This window comes from Mycobacterium sp. E2479 (genome assembly GCF_001667925.1).
Taxonomy (GTDB): Bacteria; Actinomycetota; Actinomycetes; order Mycobacteriales; family Mycobacteriaceae; genus Mycobacterium.
Genome location: NZ_LZJR01000053.1, coordinates 13,104 through 33,770, shown reverse-complemented (window position 1 = coordinate 33,770; position 20,667 = coordinate 13,104). Strand labels below are relative to the sequence as shown.

General features: G+C 62.9%; 16 protein-coding genes. 9 read left to right on the top strand and 7 right to left on the bottom strand.

Annotated features, from left to right (window positions below; all coding sequences use genetic code 11):
* Nucleotides 1–12: 12 nt before the first annotated feature.
* The 3 genes from A5686_RS06320 to A5686_RS27095 all read right to left on the bottom strand — a co-directional run bounded on the left by A5686_RS06320 (nt 13) and on the right by A5686_RS27095 (nt 1,556).
* Nucleotides 13–825, bottom strand: a complete 813-nt coding sequence (locus A5686_RS06320; RefSeq protein ID WP_067932204.1) for a universal stress protein — start codon at nt 823–825, stop codon at nt 13–15.
* 173 nt (nt 826–998) lie between these two features.
* Entirely contained in the window at nt 999–1,364 is a 366-nt protein-coding gene (gene otsB, locus A5686_RS26450) for a trehalose-phosphatase (RefSeq protein WP_231986304.1), read from the bottom strand.
* 54 nt (nt 1,365–1,418) lie between these two features.
* Entirely contained in the window at nt 1,419–1,556 is a 138-nt protein-coding gene (locus A5686_RS27095) for a hypothetical protein (RefSeq protein ID WP_156749966.1), read from the bottom strand.
* 141 nt (nt 1,557–1,697) lie between these two features.
* On the opposite strand from A5686_RS27095, the gene A5686_RS06315 reads away from it, so the two are divergent.
* From A5686_RS06315 to A5686_RS06280, 8 genes are all read left to right on the top strand, one after another.
* Complete coding sequence (locus A5686_RS06315) at nt 1,698–2,582, top strand: universal stress protein (protein ID WP_067932203.1); 885 nt, start codon at nt 1,698–1,700, stop codon at nt 2,580–2,582.
* A 57-nt stretch (nt 2,583–2,639) separates the two neighbouring features.
* Nucleotides 2,640–4,151, top strand: coding sequence for a bifunctional aminoglycoside phosphotransferase/ATP-binding protein (locus tag A5686_RS06310; RefSeq protein ID WP_156749969.1), 1,512 nt, complete (start codon nt 2,640–2,642; stop codon nt 4,149–4,151).
* Between the two features lie 22 nt (nt 4,152–4,173).
* A complete protein-coding gene (ppsA, locus tag A5686_RS06305) occupies nt 4,174–6,492 on the top strand; it encodes a phosphoenolpyruvate synthase (protein ID WP_067932201.1) in 2,319 nt (772 codons plus the stop codon).
* Nucleotides 6,493–6,495: 3 nt separating this feature from the next.
* Nucleotides 6,496–7,599 carry a 3-oxoacyl-ACP synthase III family protein gene (locus A5686_RS06300; RefSeq protein ID WP_067932199.1) on the top strand — a complete coding sequence of 368 codons (1,104 nt, stop codon included), beginning with the start codon at nt 6,496–6,498 and terminating at the stop codon, nt 7,597–7,599.
* Nucleotides 7,583–8,530 (top strand): 3-oxoacyl-ACP synthase, encoded by a 948-nt coding sequence (locus A5686_RS06295; protein ID WP_156749965.1) that lies wholly within the window; start codon nt 7,583–7,585, stop codon nt 8,528–8,530. The genes A5686_RS06300 and A5686_RS06295 overlap by 17 nt, the downstream gene beginning before the upstream one ends.
* The gene (locus A5686_RS06290; RefSeq protein ID WP_067932197.1) at nt 8,518–9,936 is read left to right on the top strand and encodes a wax ester/triacylglycerol synthase family O-acyltransferase; all 1,419 of its coding nucleotides are present in this window, start codon (nt 8,518–8,520) and stop codon (nt 9,934–9,936) included. The genes A5686_RS06295 and A5686_RS06290 overlap by 13 nt, the downstream gene beginning before the upstream one ends.
* Before the next feature lie 127 nt (nt 9,937–10,063).
* Nucleotides 10,064–11,512 (top strand): PAS domain S-box protein, encoded by a 1,449-nt coding sequence (locus A5686_RS06285; RefSeq protein ID WP_231986299.1) that lies wholly within the window; start codon nt 10,064–10,066, stop codon nt 11,510–11,512.
* A gap of 252 nt (nt 11,513–11,764) precedes the next feature.
* Nucleotides 11,765–12,688, top strand: a complete 924-nt coding sequence (locus A5686_RS06280; RefSeq protein WP_067932274.1) for a TIGR03564 family F420-dependent LLM class oxidoreductase — start codon at nt 11,765–11,767, stop codon at nt 12,686–12,688.
* 115 nt (nt 12,689–12,803) lie between these two features.
* Here A5686_RS06280 and A5686_RS27545 read toward each other — a convergent pair whose 3' ends face one another.
* Both A5686_RS27545 and A5686_RS06270 read right to left on the bottom strand, forming a co-directional pair.
* Nucleotides 12,804–14,162 (bottom strand): alpha/beta fold hydrolase, encoded by a 1,359-nt coding sequence (locus A5686_RS27545; RefSeq protein WP_067932193.1) that lies wholly within the window; start codon nt 14,160–14,162, stop codon nt 12,804–12,806.
* A gap of 39 nt (nt 14,163–14,201) precedes the next feature.
* The gene (locus tag A5686_RS06270) at nt 14,202–16,070 is read right to left on the bottom strand and encodes a S8 family peptidase (protein WP_067932191.1); all 1,869 of its coding nucleotides are present in this window, start codon (nt 16,068–16,070) and stop codon (nt 14,202–14,204) included.
* Between the two features lie 295 nt (nt 16,071–16,365).
* Here A5686_RS06270 and A5686_RS06265 point away from each other — a divergent pair, with 295 nt between their 5' ends.
* Nucleotides 16,366–17,148, top strand: a complete 783-nt coding sequence (locus tag A5686_RS06265) for an SDR family oxidoreductase (protein ID WP_067932189.1) — start codon at nt 16,366–16,368, stop codon at nt 17,146–17,148.
* On the opposite strand, the gene A5686_RS06260 is transcribed toward A5686_RS06265, so the two are convergent.
* Complete coding sequence (locus tag A5686_RS06260) at nt 17,141–20,041, bottom strand: RND family transporter (RefSeq protein WP_067932187.1); 2,901 nt, start codon at nt 20,039–20,041, stop codon at nt 17,141–17,143. The two genes, A5686_RS06265 and A5686_RS06260, sit on opposite strands and share 8 nt — an antisense overlap.
* Nucleotides 20,038–20,472, bottom strand: coding sequence for an MmpS family transport accessory protein (locus tag A5686_RS06255; RefSeq protein WP_304528436.1), 435 nt, complete (start codon nt 20,470–20,472; stop codon nt 20,038–20,040). The genes A5686_RS06260 and A5686_RS06255 overlap by 4 nt, the downstream gene beginning before the upstream one ends.
* Nucleotides 20,473–20,667: the final 195 nt, after the last annotated feature.

Here is a 20,667-nt window from a genome sequence, read left to right as displayed (position 1 = left end):
CGTCTAGCAGGCTCAGCGCACCACGAGCACCGAACATCCGGTGTGTCCGAAGCGGGGAGTCAGCGGGCCGATCATCCGGGCGACCTTGTCCGAATACCAGCGGTCCACTACCGCGAGTTGCACGGGTTCCTCTGTGCCGATCAAGTATTCAGCGGCTCCACGTCTGGCCGCAGCGGGACGTACATGCACCTCGGGATACTGAGTCACCCAGCGGTGAAGTCGACGGTCCAACTGACGGTATGGAATCTCTCCGAAACCCCACCGCCACGTACCCATCGCGAGAATCGGTGCGTTTCGAAGCCGCGCTTCTCTGAAGCCCTGCTCGAGTACGGAGTCGTTCTCGGGTGAGTCGTCGACCACCACCGCAATCGATCCCGAAACTGACTCGCCGGCATCGTGCTTGGCGCGTACGACCGCTACCGGACAATGCGCGTTCTGGGCCACAAACTCGGCAGTTGAGCCGATGATCTTTCGGGCGACCTGCCCGATCCCTATAGATCCTACGCAGACCATGGTCGCATGCCGTGATTCCTCAACCAGCGCGTCGGCCGGTGAGCCGCACACAAGATCGGTTTCGATTTTGACCTCCGCAGTCATGGCATGCAGCGCTGCGCAAGCAGCGCGCAAGGCAGCCTCGCCGCATTCCACATCGATACCGGGATCGTTGGGCAGCGCTTCCACTTTTTGCTCGGGGATGGCGTACACCAGACGCAGCGGAATGTCCTGACTGGTCGCCTCGGCGACCGCCCACTTCGCCGCCTTGATCGCTGCATCGGATCCGTCGATACCCACCACGATCCATTGTGGTGATTGCGGGTCGTTCATCGCATTTCTCCGATCGAGACGCTGGACTGGCGGGATAACCCCTGGTCACCGGAAACGTTATTGGGCCTCGCCGGCCGTCGGCAGGGCCGTTCGGCCCTTGCGTGGCGGCAATGGTCATCTGAATGGGGTTCACTCGAACTCGTGGTGTGTCCGGCCAATCGAGAGTTGTCCCCTTATTCCAGACGATGTTTGGGCGAAGCTCGATGACTTTGCGGCCCAGGCTGAAGCGGCGGCCCGCGGAGCGACCGTATGAACGGACTGTCGCGATCACCCGATGGAGGTTTTCCGGCGTTCGCATTGCGGTAGTGGATGGCAACGGCGAATCGCTTGTGCTCGACCGCTATTCCGGGGATGTCCTTGGACATCCCGGCCAACCGCGTCGCAGCAAGGGCTAGGGCGTCCACAAGTTCTGTGGCGGAGGTGTTTTCGTGGTGGGTGCCGTCGGGCTCTTGCAACTCCAAGCCGTGGCTGCCCGCATACCATATGCCTTCGACGTTTGCCCGCGTGCGAACATCCAACAGATCGCGGCCGCTTATCACTGTGACAGGACAATGCGCAGCGAGTGCGCGCAACGTATCGAGGACACCGACATCTCACAGCCTCCGGAACAAAAAGCGAGGGGAATCTCGGGCCTTGACCTTTTCCGGCTCGGTCTCTTCGACCACGCAAGCGAGGTCGAAGATGACAGCGTCGTGGTAGCGCCTGTCAAGAGTGGCGGGCCACTCGGTCACCTTCGTCACGATTCCACAGGTCGAGCCCCGATCAAGCCTCAGCGCCCAACGAGGGTCTCTCGTCCATGCGGTTAAGGACAAAAGTCTCCTGACCGGCCCCCGTTCGGGCAATAGCGTTGAGGATGACCGAGGGAGAACGAAGTGACTGCATCCACAAAGCGCCACGGCATCGTCGTCGGAGTCGACGGATCGCCGGCGTCGAATTTCGCTGTCTGCTGGGCCGCGCGTGACGCGGCCATACGTAATGTCCCGTTGACCCTGGTCCACCTGGTGAACGCCACGACGATGTGGCCGCAGGTGCCGATGGCGGCCGAAGCGTTGGCATGGCAGGAGGACGACGGTCGCCGGGTCCTGCAGGAGGCGGTCAAGGTCGCTGAAGACGCCACACGAACAAGTCGGCACATCGACATAACGCGCGAGCTGTGGCATGGGCCCCCGGCACCGACGCTGGCCGAGATGTCGAAAGAGGCGGAGTTGGTCGTCGTTGGATCCTATGGACGCGGAGCCATTGGCCGGGCCTTGCTCGGTTCGGTCAGCTCCGGGATTGTGCGACGCGCGAGCTGTCCGGTCGCCGTCATTCACGACGAAGACCCGTTGATGCCGTATCCCCAGCAGGCACCGGTCCTGGTCGGAATCGATGGCTCGCCGGTATCCGAGCTTGCGACGGCAATCGCCTTCGACGAGGCGTCGCGACGCGGTGTCGAGCTCAAGGCGGTCCATGCCTGGAGTGACACCGAAGTTTTCGAGCTTCCCGGATTGGACTGGTCGGCCGTGAAGGCGGAAGCGGAGCGGAGTCTGGCCGAACGCCTGGCCGGTTGGCAAGAGCGCTATCCCGATGTCACCGTGCACCGAATCGTCGTATGCGACCGGCCGGCTCGGCAGTTGGTCGAGCAGTCGGAGACCGCCCAGCTGACGGTCGTCGGTAGCCACGGTCGCGGGGGCCTGACCGGCGCATTGTTGGGCTCGGTGAGCAACGCCGTCGTCCACTCGGTCCGCATGCCGGTGATCGTGGCCCGGCCCTCCTAGGTCGACACCGAGATGTCCACGGCGACCGACAAATCGACGGCGAGGGGGCGCGGGGTCATGACTGCTGGCATTGCGTTGTCAGGAGCGCCTTATGTCGACCTGCACGAAACCCATACCGGCGTGGTTGTGCTGGCCGGTGACCGTGCCTTTAAGGCGAAAAAGCCGGTGCTGACCGACTTCCTCGACTTCCGGACACCAGAGCAACGTGAACGTGCATGCCGTCGAGAGATAGATTTGAACAGTCGGCTCTCTCCGGATAGTTACCTGGGGATCGCACATCTGAGCGATCCAGCGGGCGGGCCCCCCGAACCGGTCGTCGTCATGCGCCGCTACTTCGACCACGACCGCTTGGCATTCAAAGTGGGTTGCGGTCCCAACGAATCTGTCTGCCGCGTGTTGGACACCATCGCCGCCATGTTGGCGCGCTTTCACGGACAGGCCCAACGGGGTCCCGCGATTGATGCCCAAGGCCAGGTCGGTGCGGTCGACGGCCGGTTTCGGGAGAACCTGCTGGAGCTGAAACGCTATGCGGAGATGCCTGATTCGGGATTCTCCTTCGAGCATCTCGCTCCGATCCAGCGCCTGGCGGTCGATTTCGCTTTGGGTCGTGCTGCCTTGTTTACACGTCGCATAGAAGATGGGCGCATTGTCGACGGCCACGGCGATCTGCTTGCCGACGATATTTTCTGCACGGAAGGCGAGCCGGCACTGCTCGATTGTTTGGAGTTCGACGACAAGCTCCGGTATATCGACTGCATCGATGACGCCGCTTTTCTGGCGATGGACTTGGAGTTTTTGGGGCGCGCAGACCTTGGCGATTACTTCCTCGAACGCTATGCGCTGCATTCGGGTGACGCGGCGCCTTCGTCGCTGCGAGACTTTTACATTGCCTACCGCGCGGTGGTGCGAGCAAAGGTTGACTGCCTACGCGTTTCGCAAGGCAACTCCGAGGCTGCCGCAGATGCGGCCCGGCACCTGGCCATTGCTACCCGGCACTTGGAGTACGGAAGCGTTCGGATGGCACTGGTCGGGGGAAGTCCGGGAACGGGCAAGTCGACCATCGCACGAGCTCTCGCAGAAAAGACCGCGGCCCAGGTCATCTCTACCGATGACGTACGTCGGGAATTACAGGCGGTGGGCGTCATCACCGGCGAGCCCGGCGACCTGGATGCGGGATTGTATCGTCCCGACAACGTCAGGACGGTCTACGAGGTCGTCCTGCACCGGGCACGGGCGCTGTTGGCCAACGGGCAGTCCGTCATCCTCGACGGGACCTGGCGCGATCCGCAGACCCGCACGCACGCTTACCGCATTGCCCACGAGACGCTTTCGGCATTGGTGGAAATCCGGTGTTCCACGGATGTCAAGCTGACCGCCGAACGCATTGTGGCACGCCGGCGCGGCAATTCCGATGTGACTCCGGCGATCGCGACCGCGCTGGCCCAACAGGATGACGAATGGGACACAGCGTACGCGCTGGACACGTCGCGGCCGCTTGACCTTTCGGTCGAAGAAATTCACGAACTTTGGCGGCGAGCGGTCTACGCGTCGGCGCCGCGAACCGCTTGAAACCAGGTTGAGAGAGGCTGACATGTCAACTGAACTACTTACCGGAAAGTATGTTTCGAACATCGCGGCGCTGCGCCTGGGAGACGCCGAGGAGGCCGGCGGCAAGGGCGCCAACATGGGCGAGTTGGTCGCCGCCGGGCTTCCGGTACCGCCGGGATTCGTGCTGATGCGAAGCAGCTACCTGGCTTCGATGGAGGCGGGCGGGGTCGATACCGAACTCGCCGCCCTACATCGCGAAGCGTTAACACAGGTGAACAACGGTCCCCGTCTGGCTGAGCTTTGCCAACGGATGAGAACGCTGGTCGCGAAAGCGGGCGTTAGTCAGGATGTCCGCGACCAGCTACAGGAGTCCTACCGCGCCCTCGGTACGAATTGCATTGTCGCGGTGCGTTCTTCGGCAACAGGCGAGGACGGCCGTGATGCATCGTTCGCCGGAATGAACCAGACGGTGACCAACGTGGTAGGCGAAATCGCCCTACTCGAGGCTGTCACCAAATGCTGGGCATCGCTGTTCAGTCCGCGAGTCCTCACTTATCGGGCAAGCCGCGGGTTCGGGGCCGACCCCGCGATGGCGGTGGTCGTCCAGCAGATGATCGCCTCCGAACAGTCCGGGGTTGCGTTTACCACCGATCCGAGCACGGGGGAGCGAGAACACATCGTCATCGAAGCGGCTCTCGGACTCGGCGAGGTTGTGGTATCCGGAAAGGTCCAGCCCGACACCTATGTCGTCGACAAGAGGACGCTGGACGTGCTCGACGTGAAAATCGGGTACCAGGCTTTCAAGATCGAGCGTGGTCCCGCGGGACATGACATCATCGTGGAATTGAACCCCGCGCAGGCCCAAGCGCGAGTCCTGGATGACGCGGCATTGCGCCGCATTGCCGAGTTGGCGATCGCAGTTGAAGCGCATCATGGGTGCCCGCAAGACGTCGAATGGGCGATCGCTTCCGGCAAGGCCTGGTTAGTACAGGCCAGGCCGATCACGACGCTCAATACACACGCGCCCGACGCGTCGGAAACAACGGACGCCCTGGTTCGGGGCCTGCCGGCGGCACCAGGGTCGGCGTCCGGACGTGTTCGAGTGCTTCGGGCTCCGGAAGAGGGCAACCGGTTGCTGGACAACGAAATTCTGGTGGCGCCGATGACCAATCCGGATTGGCTTCCTGCTATCCGACGTGCCGCGGCAGTGGTGACCGAGACCGGCGGCATGACGTGCCACGCGGCCATCGTTGCACGCGAACTCGGAGTTCCCTGTGTGGTGGGTGCGCGCAATGCGACTACCGTTTTGCGCGACGGCCAATCGGTTACCGTCGACGGCTCGAGCGGCAACGTCAGCGCCGGAAGCCTCGGCCCGCAGTTACAAGTGTCGGGGGTCAGGCAGCCGGTGGTCACGGCTAATGGCACCGAGACAACCGGTACCAAGGTCTACGTCAACCTGGCGATACCCGACACCGCCGAAGCCGTCGCGGCCCAAGATGTCGACGGCGTTGGCTTATTGCGGGCCGAGTTCCTGCTCACCCAGGCGCTTTCCGGCAGGCACCCGCGCGATCTCATCGCCCACGGCGAGCAGTTCGCTCTCATCGACAGCATCGCGACATCGATCGGCCGCATCGCATCGGCTTTCGGTAACCGGCCGGTGATTTACCGTGCAACGGATTTTCGTAGCAACGAGTTTCGTGGGTTGCAGGGTGGTGAGGCCTACGAGCCCGTGGAGCACAACCCGATGATCGGATACCGCGGGTGCTATCGATACGTCAAAGAACACGATCTGTTTGGTCTAGAACTCCAGGCCCTGGCGCGGGCGCGTGAACAGAATCCGAACGTGCATCTGATGATTCCGTTTGTTCGGACGCGGTGGGAGCTGGAAACATGCCTTTCTCTGGTCGACATGAGTCCGCTGGGTTCCCAGCGCGGCCTGCATCGGTGGGTGATGGCCGAAGTGCCCTCGGTGACCTACTGGCTCCCCGAATATATCGGGCTGGGGGTGGACGGAGTATCCATCGGCAGCAATGACTTGACGCAGCTGATCCTGGGGGTCGATCGCGACTCCGAGATCTGCGCCGAGCTGTTCGACGAATCGGATGGAGCCGTTCTCGATGCCATAGGCCGCATTGTTGCGACAGCGCGTAAACATGGCATCACGTCGTCGCTGTGCGGCCAGGCCCCATCGACGAACCCGGCTTTCACCGAGCATCTGGTGAGGATGGGGATCACCTCTGTGTCAGTCAACCCCGATGCGGTAACTGCCACCCGGCATGCAGTTGCCGCCGCCGAACGGCGATTGCTGTTGGAAATGGCGGTCTCCAACGACGGGACCACCCGCCGCCAAAGCCAGGTGTGACCGATGCCGCGGCATTGGCTGGTGATGGACGGGGCGGGGGACGGGACGACGGCGCCGTACGTGACCCGATTGGCCGGTGCCGGCCGCCATCTGCCCGAGACACACCTGACGACCGAGGAGCTGATGGCCACCACCCGCCATCGGACGCACATCGACCTGGAACGCCTGACCGGTATACGCGAGCGCCGGATCTCCGTCGGCGAGGAAGATTCGTACAGCCTCGCCACGTCGGCGGCGATCGACTGTCTGGTCAAGGCACACCAAGATCCCGGGTCGCTTGATGTGGTGATCAGCTGCAGCATCACAAAATTCCGTGGTGGCCTGACTCAATGGCTCGAGCCGCCGATGAGCGCCGCTGTGGCCCGCGAGATCGGTGCACCACAAGCGATGACCTTTGACGTATCCAACGCGTGCGCCGGGATGCTGACCGGAGTGACGATATTGAACAATTGGATCCGGCAGGGCATCGTCGAGCGTGGGCTGGTGGTCAGCGGCGAGTACATATCGCAGCTGAGTCACAACGCGGCGCGGCACATCCGCAACATCATGAGCAAGGAATTGGCATGCCTGACCCTGGGTGATGCCGGTGCGGCCCTGCTGCTCGAGCGGGCTCCCGTCGGGTCTGCCGGTATCACCCTGGCCGGGTTCACCACTGTCGCCGACTACAGCCGGCTCTGCTTGGCGTATCCGCGGGGACACGATCCGGGTGCGCGGATGTTCACGAACTCGCGCGCCATTCAACGGGCGGCAATCGCCGACACGCCATTGTTGCTCCACGAAGTCCTTGATGCCATGGGTATTTCGATTCACGACATCGACCACGTGATCACGCACCAGACATCGGCTCGCGCGATTCGCAAGGGAATGGCGCGAATGTCGGAGTCATTCGGCGACAGTCCTCGGCATGACGCCGTGATCACGGTCGATCGATACGGCAACACGGCATCGACGACTCACACGGTGGCGCTCGTCGAGGAACTCGAAGCGGGACGGATCGAGCCGGGGGAGAGAATCGCGCTGCTCGCGCTGGCGTCGGGACTTGAAATTGGTGTCGTGGTAGTAACCCTGGACGAAGAATTGGTGAGCAGCTATGGGCACGATCATTGATCGAGTTGCCGTCGCGCACCCGCGGTGGTGGCGTGATCGGCACAGCGCGCTGCACCTGGCCGTGGCTGCCGCAAAGGACTGCCTGCAGCGGGCCGGTCGCGACCCCGACGAACTCGATCTTGTTGTCAACGCTGGGATCTATCGCGACCGAAATCTCGGAGAACCGGCATTGGCGGCGCTGATCCAAGACGACATCGGGGCGAATCCTGAAGATCCGCACATCGGTGCCCACGGCACATTTTCTTTCGACATCGCCAATGGCGCTTGCGGGGTGCTCACCGCGCTGCAGATCGTCGATGGCTTTTTGAGGTCACGTGCTGTCCAGCTGGCGCTCATCGTGGCCAGCGATGCCGATCCCGGACACGGAATGAGCGAGCAGTTTCCGTTTTCGGCCGCCGGCGCCGCCCTGCTTTGTCGGTGGACCGACGAGAACTACGGTTTGGGTCCGGTATCGTGGTCGGCGGCTGACGAGTCGGCAGGAGACGTCCAGAGCCTCACCGCCACAGTGGGATTCGCCGACTCACGCAACGTGCTGCGATTCGAGCAATCGGATGACATGGATGACCGGTTCGTTGTGGCGGCCGCGTCGGCGGTGCACGAATGCCTCGAAGCCCAATCGGCGGATCTGGCTGAGGTCGACGCGATAGTCGCGGCGCCCTCGCGCCACGGGTACCACACCTTGCTCAGCGAAAAGCTCGGGGTGCCAGTGGACAAGATCATCGTGGCCGACGATCAGCATATGCACACAGCCGCGCTGGCGGCCGCCTTCGGTGCGCAAGCCGAAACACTATCCATCGGTGCTCAGGTCCTTTTCGTCGCCGCCGGTGCCGGCGGTACCGGCGGTGCCGCTCTCTACCGCCAACCGCCATCCATATTCGCGGTCTCTGAATCAGAGAAAACGGCCCGGAAGGGGGACCAATGGAGCAACTGACTGCCTTGGACGCGGGTTTCCTCGAGGCGGAAGACTCCGACCCGCACGTGAGCCTCGCCGTGGGCGCTGTCTCGGTCGTGGAGGGGCCGCTCCCAAGCTACGGCGAGTTCGTTTCCACTGTCGCCGAACGGATGCCGGCAATCAAGCGATTCAAGCAGGTGCTGCGGACTCATCCGCTCGATCTGCGCCCGCCCGAATGGGTCGATGACCCCCACTTTGACATCTCGCGGCACGTCCATCGGTTGGCGCTTCCGCACCCCGGGGGCGATACCGAACTGTTCGAGGCGATCGCCACTTTGATGGAACGACGCCTTGATCGCGAAAGGCCACTGTGGGACTGCTGGCTGGTCGAAGGGCTGAGTGACGACCGGTGGGCGGTGCTGACCAAGATTCACCACTGCATCGCCGACGGTATCGCCGCGACGCAGCTGATGGCGAAATTCGGCGACGGTGACAGCGGCGGCAGCTTCGCCGAAAACATCCACGCGGCGCGGCGGTCGGCCAGGCATGAGCCGGGTGCCGCGAAACCAGGCCTAAACCCGTTGAACTGGGTGGGTGAGATCGGACGAGGCGCCATCGGCGGCGCAGCCGCCGCCGAGCACATTGCGGTGGGTGCGGCCGAACTCGCGGCCAGTCTGCTCGTCCCCGCCCCGGAATCGTCACTCAACGGACAGGTCACGACGATGCGACGGTACAGTGCGGCCCGCGTTCGCTTGGCCGACATGCAGAAAGTGTCCAAGCAATTCGGTGTGACAGTGAATGACGTTGCGTTGGCTGCGGTTACCAGCAGTTATCGTGCTCTCTTGCTCCGGCGCGGTGAGCAGCCCGGCCGGGACTCACTGCGAACGCTGGTTCCGGTTTCGGTCCGTCCGATTGACCAGCTCAACGTCGCCGACAATCGGGTTTCGGCCATGTTGCCGCTGCTGCCGGTCGACGAGGAAGATCCGGTGAAGCAACTGCTGCTGGTGCATGATCGGCTCAATCGGGCCAAAGCGAGCGGCCAAAGCCAAGGAGGTAGCGCTGTGCTTTCAGCTGTCAGGCGTGTCCCGTTCGCCCTGTCTGCGTGGACGATTCGGTTGCTGATGCGGCTGCCCCAACGAGCGGTTGTCGCCTTGGCCACGAATGTCCCCGGGCCCCGAGGTCAGCAGCGATTGATGGGGCGCCGGGTGCTGGAAGTGCTGCCTATTCCGCCGATCGCTCTTCGACTGCGCACCGGCATAGCGATGGTGAGTTACGCCGACGCCTTCGTCTTCGGCATCACCGCCGATTATGACACCGCTCCCGACATCGAGACCCTCGCGAGTGGGATTGAAGACGGTGTCGAGCGATTGACGAGAGCCGGCGGCAACCGGCGGCGTAGAGGCGCCGCGAAGACCGGACCGTCAAGAGTGAAGGCCTCAACGTGAACGAGCGTCCCAGACATCGTGATTCACTGACCCAGTTCGTTTCCCGCGGTGAGAGCGCCGGGCGGGGATTCGGTGAATTGGCCGGTGGGAATCCCCAGATGAAGCATGGGTCAGGAAGGTAGCATCGGTGCAGTTCGACGCAACGAAAGAGGGGCCAGCCCTGATGACATCGCCCAGCGCCGAACGCTATGTGAGCGCGGCATTGCTGAACAAGAGCTTGCGGGAGCGTCTCTTTGATGTTGACGCCATGGTTGACGTGATCACCGATTACGCCATCGTCCAGCTCAGTGCGAGCGGTGACATAGTCCGCTGGTGCCCGGGCGCACAGGCGATGATGAAGTACTCGGTGGTGGAAACGCTCGATCAACCTGTGTCGATGTTGTACACGGAAGAGGACCGCGCCGCCGGTCTGGCCGACCGCGAGTTGGCCGCGGCCCGTGAGTCCGGACGTATCGAGTTCGAAGGCTGGCGGGTGCGCAAGGACGGTCGGCGGTTTCGCGCCGGGGTGGTGCTGGCCGTGATAAAAGGCGAGGTGGGCGCCGTCACCGGTTTCACTAAAGTGATGCGAGATGTGACCGCCGAGCACCAGCGAGCCGAAACCATGTTCCACGCTTTGCTCGAGTCGGCTCCCGACGCGATGGTTATCGTCGGGCCGGACGGCCGCATCATGCTTGCCAACGCGCGAACCGATCAGATGTTCGGCTACCAGCGCGAAGATTTGCTCGGCAGGGAAATTGAGATGCTGATCCCGCCCCGGCTGCGTGACGCCCACCAACGGCACCGGGCCGGCTTCTTCGACAAGCCGGCGGCGCGGCGCATGGGGGCCGGTCTGCAGCTCTGGGGGCAGCGTCGCGACGGGACCGCGTTCCCGGTCGACGTAAGCCTCAGCCCATTGCAGACCGAGCAGGGAGTGATGGTATCGGCGGCCATCCGCGATATCACCCAGCAGTTGGCACTCCAGGCCGAGCTCACCCAGACCCGAGCCCAGGCCGAAGTGCTAGCCGAGCGCGACCGTATCGCCGGCGATTTACAAGACCACGCGATTCAGCGTGTCTTCGCCGTCGGCCTCGCGCTTCAGGGCACCATCATGCGGGCACGTTCGGTCGAAGTACAGGAACGCCTCAACACGGCGGTCGACGATCTCCACGCGGTGGTGCAGGATTTTCGCACCGCAATCTTCGACCTGCGTCGTAAATCCACCGACGTCACCGGATTACGCCAGCGTTTAGACGAGGTGATCGGCCGGCTTTCGGAAAATTTGGCTACCACCGTTCAATACAAAGGACCGCTTTCGGTGGTTGAGGGCGCGTTGGCCGAAGAAGCCGAAGCCGTTGTCACGGAAGCGATCAACAACGCGGTACGGCACGCCGCGGCGACCAAGCTCACGATTGCCGTCGAGGTCGGCGACGAGTTGTGCATCGACGTCGTCGATAACGGAAAAGGGTTGCCTCACGACATCACCGAAGCCGGCCTGATGACATTGCGCCGGCGGGTCGAACGGGCGGGAGGCACAATCGAAGTCGGCAGCGCCGACGGCAAGGGCACCCGGCTGCGATGGATTGCTCCACTGTTGTGATCGTGCCCGGCCCCGGCGATGTGGGGAACGCCACCACTGTCCGTAGGGTGTAATGGGAAATGCGCGCCCATCGGCGCGATCGGCCGCCGCGATACCGATGTAGAACAAGGCGTTTCGCATGCACTGACCGACTGGCCGGCCACCGCGGGGGCCGGAAGGCGCGATTGTCGCCGCTTGGGAGGAACCTGGCCGTAGAGTCGAACGACGAAAACCGTTCACCGCGGAAGGGCGAGGCAAAGGAGCGTGGTGGTCATGCAGGTCTCTATGTTCGGGCAACTCAGCGGATCCGGCAGCCAATCGCCGATTGACGCGACGATCGCCAACCTCACGACGCTTCGCGACGAAGGTTTCAATCGTGTGTGGATGAGTCAATTGCCCTACGAGCCAGACCTTCTCATGGTCTTGGCGATTGCGCTGCACGTGGTCGACACGATCGAGGTGGCCAGCGGCGTGGTACCGATCCAAAACCAGCATCCGATGCAGATGGCGCAGCGCGCTCTGACGCTGAGCCTCGCCTCGGGTGGGCGGTTCACGCTCGGGCTCGGCATGACCCACCAGGCGGTCACCGAAGGAATGTGGGGCATTCCGTGGGACAAGCCGGTGCGAAGGCTGAATGAATTCCTCGACGGGCTACTGCCCCTGTTGGCCGGTGAACGCGCTGACGCGACGGGGGAGACGGTGACCACTCGGGGCGCCCTGATGATCCCGGGGGCGCCGCGGCCCGACGTCTACATCGCGGCGCTGGGCCCCCAGCTGCTGAAGGTCGCGGGGCGGCGCACGTCGGGCACCTGCACCTGGATGACCGGTCCGAAAACACTGGCTGAGCACGTCGCGCCCACGCTGCGCCAGGCGGCCGCCGACGCCGGACGCGAGGGCGAGGTGCGCGTCGCCGCGTCGCTGCCGGTCAGTGTTACCGACGACGTCGACGCCGCCCGCAAGCAGGCGGCCGAACAGTTCGCCATCTATGGGCAACTGCCGTCATACCGCGCGATGCTCGACCGCGAGGGTTACGCGGGGCCACAGGACGCCGCCATCATCGGCGACGAGGACACCGTCCGCGGCCGGCTCGACGAATTGCGCGCCGCGGGCGTCGACGAGTACGTCGCCGCGGCCTTCGATCCGTCGCTGGAGGGCCGGGCACGCACGCGGGCGCTGTTACGGGCGTACGACTCCTGACGCCTGATCGTCTGGCCCGGTCCTGGGTTGTCCGCGGCGACACGGGCGACTGGCTTGTCTTGGCCAAACCTCTGTTGCAACTGATGTCTCGGGCACGGCCCTCGCACGTGGGCGCCTACTTGGGGTTCAGGCCGCCTGCGGCGGCGGCCACCCAGGCCAGCTGGGGGTAGAAGATGTCGCTGTGCGCACCGGAAGGGGAATTGCCTTGCGTGACAACGTCGGAGGCATCCAGATTCAGAATCTTACCCGTCTCGAACGGGTATTCTGAGCCGGTCCCTTTCAGTGGTTGGGGGGCGGCCCCGAACGCGCCATCAGACCCCATGGCGCGCCAGCGCCCCAACGGGTCCCACAGTGCGGCTGCGTCGTCACCGACGGACATGGACGCCAGCGGGTAGAAGATACCCAGCGCTCGGTCGTGCTTTGAAAAGCAGACGGTCATCGGTCCGTTTATGCGGTTTAGCCGGCCAGCTAGCGCACCGGCACGCGGCTTTTCCAGCGCGGTTAAGAACGGCAGCGAATCGCTGAAAGCGAATCGTGAGTAGGCGCCCTGCAACAGCGTGACCGCCCGTACCGGCGACGGGCCGCTCGTCGGTAGTCCGGCGAGCGCGAAAGAGACCAGCCGAGCGCCAAAGCTGTGCCCGATCAGATGAATACGCAGCCCATCGAACTGGCCGGCAAGCTGTGTGATGACCGGCCCGAGCCCGTCTTTGCCGACCACGCCGGCCCGGTTCTTCATCTGCCAGTACGTCAGTTGTCGCAGCGTCTCCTTGGCACCGTAAAGGAGCTTCTTCGCGAGGTCTGTGAGGCCGGCCGTTCCGCCGCCACTACTGAAGTCGACACCGGACTCGACAAGCTTGTCATAGAACTTGCCGAACACGAGATTCGGATTTTGGTCGGCGCGAAGCATTCCGGGCTGATCGGACTTCTTGGCTTCTTCACCGTCGTTGAAGCCGGTCGCGGTCGCGCTACTGAATTCGCGCATTGCGTTGAAGAGCGCGTTTACCCGATCTTGTGACGGCACCTGGGTCAGCAGGGCGGCGATCGTGTCCAATTGTGCAGCGCCGTCCGGGAAAATCTTTTTGAGCTCTTCTAGTTGCAGTGGGTCGATGGTGGGCGGTCCCGCTGCAACGGTCGACTGTTTGGCCAGCGCTGCGGTGCCGCCGGGCGTGGGTTGCGAGGGCGCTGCAAAGTCGGGTATCGGTTCATCACGCCAGAGTTGAGAGGGCCAGCGAATGCCGACGAATCCCGCCTTGATGGTCGGGTCGATCTGATCGGCTAGGAGCGCGAACCACCTGTCGTACAATGATTTTGCCGTCTTCTCATCGTTATTCCAGCCGTGGGAAAATATCACCAGATCGGTATATTGATTGGCGGCGATGCCCTCCTTCAACTCAGTCAATGTCTGCGGGTCCGGGTCGCCGTCCTTGTCGAACAGAAGACGCCAGATGGGGCGATTGGCGATGGTGTCGGTCATTTCTGGGTGTCCTGTCTTGGGTGTTGGATTGCGGTCTGCTCAGACCGATTGGAGCGCGCGCATCAGATCGACCATGCCGGCGCCCTGGAAGGCCCGTTCGCGGCCCAGCGAGATCGCCGACTCCACAAAGATCTTCTTGACTTCCTCGGGTTTGCCAATCATTTCGCGCTGCACCGACAGGAATGCCGCGATGGCACCCGAGACGTGTGGTGCGGCCATGCTGGTGCCGCTGTCCTCCATATACACCGCAGCCCCGGTGAGATCCTCGAGATGGGCGTCCTGCATGTTGCGCAGGTTCTGACCGGCGGCCGCGGACGTGATCCGTTCGCCAGGGGCTACCAGATCCGGCTTGGCCCGGCCGTCTCCCGTCGGCCCTCTCGAGGAAAAGTAGGACACGCCGAAGGTGTGTGGGGAATCGCGGTGTGTCGAGCCGACGGTTATTGCGCGCTCGGCGTTGCCAGGGTCGTTGATGGTCACTCCCGCGCTGAACCTGGTGACGTCGGCGAATTTTGGGTTCAGCGTGACGTATCCCGTGTTGCCTGCCGCTGCCACGACTACCACGCCGGACCGCACGACCTTGTCGACTTCCACACACAATGGGCTCTGCCCGCAGGCGAACCATTCGGCGGCGAACTCGTAGCCGAGGCTGAGGTTTACGCCGTGGATGCGCGGAACTTTGTCGCTGGCGGCGTTGCGCTCACGCACGTAGGTTAACGCCCGCATGACCCGGCCTACCCGGGCCGCTAGATCGCCTTCACCGAGAACTTTGAGGCTGACCAGCTTTGCGTGTGGCGCCATGCCGGACAGCCGATTGATGTCGCTGATCTCGCGCGGCTGGATGATCGGGAACGCGTCGTCGGGCGAGGCGGCATTGAAGCGCTTTTCACCGACAACCACCTTGTGGTCGCCTGAGGCAGGCTGCCAGTTCTGCAGGCCGCCGGCGATGATCGCCGCGACATGCGTACCGTGCCCATTGTCGTCGACGAGAGCAAGGCTAGGTTCGTCGCTGTTGGCGGTGAAATCCCGGTGCAGATCGGCCACCGAAGCGTCGGTCAATGTTGCAAACCCGCTGAAATGCGGGTGGTCGGCCTGGATACCGGAATCGATGACCGCCCAGACGATCCCGTCGCCGAAGCTTTCAAACGAGCGTTGCGCCGCTCGGGCCTTGATCGTCGCCGACGACCCGTCAATCTGCGGGTGCGCCTCGAAATCTGGCCAGATTCGGAATATCGCACGCATCGGCCAATCGAGGGCCGCGGCATCGGCGGACACCAGGCTCTCAATTTGACCGGCCACCAAATCGCCGGTCAGGTACTGGTCGCCGACCGCCAACGGCGGGTCAGTGGCCCCGATCATCTGCCACAGCGCGGCGACGCGTTCGCGTGCTGCCTGCGCGCCGGCGTAAAACCGTGAATTCAGTTCAATCATCACGCCAAGCGGCTCCGGCTGGCCCTTCCATGGCAAGGCTTTCATTTTCTCGCGTAGCGGCGGTGTAATCACGCCCGTTAGCAACTGCTCTTTGGGCGTCGGCGGTTCGGCTGGGGACGCCATGTAAGCCACCTGGTAATCACCGCCGCTAGCCCGCTCGCAAGCCTCCTTAGCTTGCGCCACACCGGCTTTGGTCAGCCGCAGCGTGGCGGTTTCGGCGGCCGGCGCAGCTTGCTTGGATCTCCGGATTCGCGCGACCAGTCGGCGACCGATGAGGTACTCGACCGTCTCATCCACATCGTGCTGCCAATGCGGCTTCTTGTCTCGATACAGCCGGGCGTCCTTGTCGAACTGTGACGCAAACCGAGCGGCGACTGCTTCAGACAGCGTCTGCAGATTCGCCGGCTTGTTCAATGAATCCAGCATGTCGAATGCGCACAGCACCCTGTCGGCCCACCGGCCGATATCAGCGTCTTTCATCGGTATCCTTGAACAAATACGTTCGGTTGGTGCCTTTATCTACCAATTTCAACACCGCGCTAAGCCGTGAGTGGAGGCTTTCGTACATTTAGCGCTCGTGGTGGACCGGTTCGGAGGCTGCGCGCTTCGCGACGTCGGACGATGCCGCCAGTGCTGACAAACGGGCTGATTCGCGGCCGGCCCGGCACCATGAGAAGGCCGTCTTGTAATAGGGACGGACTCGCGAGGTGGCTATGGCCATACCTAGGCGTCCGTACGTATGGTGCGTAGACGAACCTCACGACAGGAGAACGCGGTGGCAGAACGGTTGGCGGGCAAGGTCGCCCTCATCAGTGGCGGTGCCCGGGGGATGGGTGCATCGCACGTGCGCTCGATGGTCGCTGAGGGAGCCAAGGTGGTGTTCGGTGACATCCTCGACGACGAGGGCAAGGCGGTGGCGGCGGAAGTCGGTGACGCGGGCCGCTACCTACACCTCGACGTGACCAAGCCGGAGGATTGGGATGCGGCAGTGGCGACCGCGCTGAGTGAGTTCGGCCGCATCGACGTGCTGGTCAACAACGCGGGCATCATCAACATCGGCACGTTGGAGGACTACGCGCTCTCGGAGTGGCAGCGAATCCTCGACATCAACTTGACCGGTGTTTTTCTCGGGATCCGCGCGGTCGTCAAACCCATGAAGGAAACGGGCCGGGGATCGATCATCAACATCTCCTCGATCGAAGGTATGGCCGGCACGATCGCCTGTCACGGCTACACCGCGACCAAATTCGCTGTGCGGGGCCTGACCAAGTCGGCCGCGCTCGAACTGGGTCCGAGCGGGATCCGGGTCAACTCGATTCATCCCGGGCTCATCAAGACCCCGATGACCGACTGGGTTCCCGATGACCTCTTCCAGACGGCGCTAGGTCGCGCGGCCCAGCCGGTCGAAGTCTCCAACCTGGTGGTTTATCTGGCCAGCGACGAGTCCAGCTATTCCACCGGTTCGGAGTTTGTCGTCGACGGCGGCACCACCGCCGGCCTGGGCCACAAGGACTTCTCCAACGTCGAGACCGACGCCCAACCGGACTGGGTTACCTAGCGGCGGTTACCGATTCGGGTTGCCTGGCCGGCTGGGGCCAAGGCGATGGAACCGGGCGTTGACGGACCCGTTGCGGCCACCAGAACCACTTGCCCAGTAACGCGGCAATGGACGGTGTCATCAGCGAGCGCACGATCAAGGTGTCGAACAGCAGGCCCAGTCCAATGGTGGTCCCGACCTGACCAATGACCGTCAACTCGCTGACCGCCATCGTCATCATCGTGAAGGCGAACACCAACCCCGCCGAGGTCACCACCGAGCCGGTGCCGCCCATCGACCGGATGATGCCGGTGTTCAGGCCGGCGTGGATCTCCTCCTTGAACCGCGCCACCAGCAGGAGGTTGTAGTCGGCGCCGACGGCCAGCAGGATGATGACCGACATCGCGAGCACCATCCAGTGCAGCTCGATGCCGATCAGGTGCTGCCAGATCAGTACCGAAAGGCCGAAGGACGCGCCCAGCGAGAGCAAGACGGTTCCCACGATGACCGCCGATGCCACGACACCGCGCGTGATCAGCAGCATGATGATGAAAATCAGGCACAGTGAGGCGATTCCGGCGATCAACAGGTCATAGGTGTTGCCGTCGCTGAGGTCTTTGTAAATCGACGCGGTACCCGCGAGATAGATCTTCGAGCCTTCCAGCGGTGTGCCCTTCAATGCCTCGTAGGCGGCCTTTTTGATCAACGGAATGTGCGAAATGCCTTCCTGTGACATCGGATCGCCGTCGTGGCTGATGATGAATCGCACGGCATGCCCGTCGGGCGAGATGAAGTTCTTCATGCCCTTTTTGAACTCGGCATTGTTGAACGTCTCCGGCGGCAGGTAGAACGAGTCGTCGTTCTTGGAGGCGTCGAATGCCTTGCCCATGGCATTGGAGTTCTTCTGCGCCTCGTTCTGCTGATCCTGCAGACCCTTCTGCGTCGAATACATGGTCAGCATCGTGGTTTTCATAGCCTTCATGTTTTCAATCATCGAGGGCATCAGCGCCACCATCTGGGGCATCAGCGTGTCAAGGTGATCCATGATCGGTAGCAGGCTTTCGATGTCATCGGTCATCGTGTCGATGCCGTCCAGGCCGTCGAAGACCGAGCGAAGCGACCAGCACACGGGGATGTCGTAGCAGTGTTTCTCCCAGTAGAGGTAACTGCGGATCGGTCGGAAAAAGTCCTCGAAATCCGCCATGTGGTCGCGCAATTCATTGATGTCGATGGTCATGTCGTGCATTTTCTTGACCATCTGATGCATATCGTTGGTCATTTGCGCCGTGATGCTCTGCATCTTTTGCATGCTGTCGATGGTCGTCTGCATCATGTCCGCCTGATGCAGCATGTCGGCCATCTGATCTTCTTGGTACTTCTGGTTCATCTGCTGGGTGACACCCTGCATGCTGATCTGGAAGGGGATCGACGTGTGCTCGATCGGCGTGCCCTGCGGGCGAGTGATGGCTTGCACGCGGCCGATCCCCGGCACCCGAAAGACGGTCTTGGCGATCTTGTCGATCACCAGGAAGTCCGCCGAGTTCCGCAGATCGTGATCGCTTTCGATCATCAACACTTCGGGGTTCATTCGCGCCTGCGAGAAGTGCCGGTCGGCAGCTGCGTAACCCTCGTTCGCGGGCAGGTCCGCAGGTAGGTAGTTGCGGTCGTTGTAGTTGGTGCGGTAGCCGGGCAGGGTCAGCAAGCCGACCAGCGCCACACCGATCGTCAACACCAGGATCGGGCCGGGCCAGCGGACGACGAGGGCGCCGATCTTGCGCCACCCGCGAATTCGTTGTGTCCGTTTCGGTTCGAGCGTCTTGCGGAAGCGCGACGCCACGGAGATCACGGCGGGTCCCAGCGTCAGCGCCGCCGCGACCACGACCACCATGCCGATGGCCAGTGGAATGCCCAGCGTCTGGAAATACGGCAGGTTGGTGAAGTGCAGGCAGAAGGTCGCGCCGGCGATCGTCATACCCGACCCGAGCACCACGTGGGCGGTGCCCTTGTACATGGTGTAGTACGCCTCTTCTCGGGACTCGCCCACAGCGCGGGCTTCTTGATATCGACCTATCAAGAAGATCGCGTAGTCGGTGGCGGCTGCGATCGCCAGCGTGACCAATAGGTTCGTGGCGAACGTCGAGAGTCCAATGATCTTGTAGTAGCCCAGGAAAGCGACCATGCCTCGTGCGGCGGACAGCTCTAGGACCACCATGACCAGCGTCAGTAGCACGGTGATGATCGACCGATAAACCAACAGCAGCATGCCGATGATCACGGTGAAGGTGGCGGCCGTGATGAGTTGCAGGCTGCGGTCGCCGGCGGTGTGCTGATCCGCTGACAGCGCCGCGGGCCCGGTGACGTAGGCCTTGACGCCCTTGGGCGGCGGCACGCTCTTGACGATCTGTTGGACGGATTCGACCGACTCGTTGGCCAACGCCTCGCCCTGGTTACCGGCGAGGTAAACCTGGACGTAGGCGGCCTTGCCGTCATTGCTCTGCGCGCCCGCACCGGTCAGTGGATCACTCCACATATCTTGAACGTGTTCAACGTGTTTGGTGTCGGCGTCGAGCTTCTTGACGATCTGGTCGTAGTAGGCGTGCGCGTCGGCCCCGAGAGGATTCTGACCTTCGAGGACGATCATCACCGAGCTGTTGGACTTGTACTCGTTGAAGATCGCGCCCATGCGCTTGGTCGCGACGACAGATTGCGCATCATCGGGCGCCATTGACACCGAACGCATCTTGCCGACCTCGTCCAGCTGGGGGACGACGACGTTGAGCACCGCGATGATGGCGATCCAGCCCAGGATGATCGGTACGGCGAACGTGCGGATGATCCGGGGGATCTTGTCGTGCACGGGATCTTTGATGACGGGGATGGCGTCGGTGCGCGTGTCGTCGATTGTTGTGCTCATGCGGATTTCACCATGCAGAAGGTCAGGGCGTGCACGCCGCGAGTCATGTTCTCGGCCTTGACTTCGTCATCGATGGTGATGCGGCAGCCGAGCGAATTGCCGTCGCTCTGCGCCGATAGATTCGGGAAGACCGAGGGGGCGGTGGTGCTGAGGACCAGCGTCCAGGGCAGCGGCGCGCCGTCAATGCGTTTCGGGTCGGCGGACAAGTCCAGGTAGTTGACGTTGGCCGCCCCGGCCGAGCCGAAAACCTCGTACTTGACGACCTTGGGCTTGAACGGCTTCGAATCGTCGAGCCGCGGGCTGCTCATGATGCCGGTGTCGTGGGCGCCGAAAAACGATTTGACCCTGACGACCGCAAAGCCGCCGACGACGACGACCGCCACGATCAACAGCGGCAGCCAGGCGTTGCGCACGAGTCTCGATATCTGCACCTAGGTGATCCCTTCCCCATCACGTGTTCGTGACGCGGATCAGCGTTTGCCCGACCGGATGTCGTGGACAGGTGACTGTCCACAAGTCGCATTGCCCGGCAACGCATTACGTCGATTGCTACGGTTCGCGCGCGCAGGGCCGTCAAACGCGGTGAATGCTGCCCACCCACACCGGTTGACGTCCCCGGCATCGAC

Coding starts and splice junctions, on each gene's coding strand:
- A5686_RS06300 (WP_067932199.1), top strand. CDS start 6,496: ATGCCGCGGCATTGGCTGGTGATGGACGGGGCGGGGGACGGGACGACG.
- A5686_RS06260 (WP_067932187.1), bottom strand. CDS start 20,041: ATGAGCACAACAATCGACGACACGCGCACCGACGCCATCCCCGTCATC.
- A5686_RS06295 (WP_156749965.1), top strand. CDS start 7,583: ATGGGCACGATCATTGATCGAGTTGCCGTCGCGCACCCGCGGTGGTGG.
- ppsA (WP_067932201.1), top strand. CDS start 4,174: ATGTCAACTGAACTACTTACCGGAAAGTATGTTTCGAACATCGCGGCG.
- A5686_RS06320 (WP_067932204.1), bottom strand. CDS start 825: ATGAACGACCCGCAATCACCACAATGGATCGTGGTGGGTATCGACGGA.
- A5686_RS06270 (WP_067932191.1), bottom strand. CDS start 16,070: ATGAAAGACGCTGATATCGGCCGGTGGGCCGACAGGGTGCTGTGCGCA.
- A5686_RS06310 (WP_156749969.1), top strand. CDS start 2,640: ATGACTGCTGGCATTGCGTTGTCAGGAGCGCCTTATGTCGACCTGCAC.
- A5686_RS06290 (WP_067932197.1), top strand. CDS start 8,518: ATGGAGCAACTGACTGCCTTGGACGCGGGTTTCCTCGAGGCGGAAGAC.
- A5686_RS06280 (WP_067932274.1), top strand. CDS start 11,765: ATGCAGGTCTCTATGTTCGGGCAACTCAGCGGATCCGGCAGCCAATCG.
- A5686_RS27545 (WP_067932193.1), bottom strand. CDS start 14,162: ATGACCGACACCATCGCCAATCGCCCCATCTGGCGTCTTCTGTTCGAC.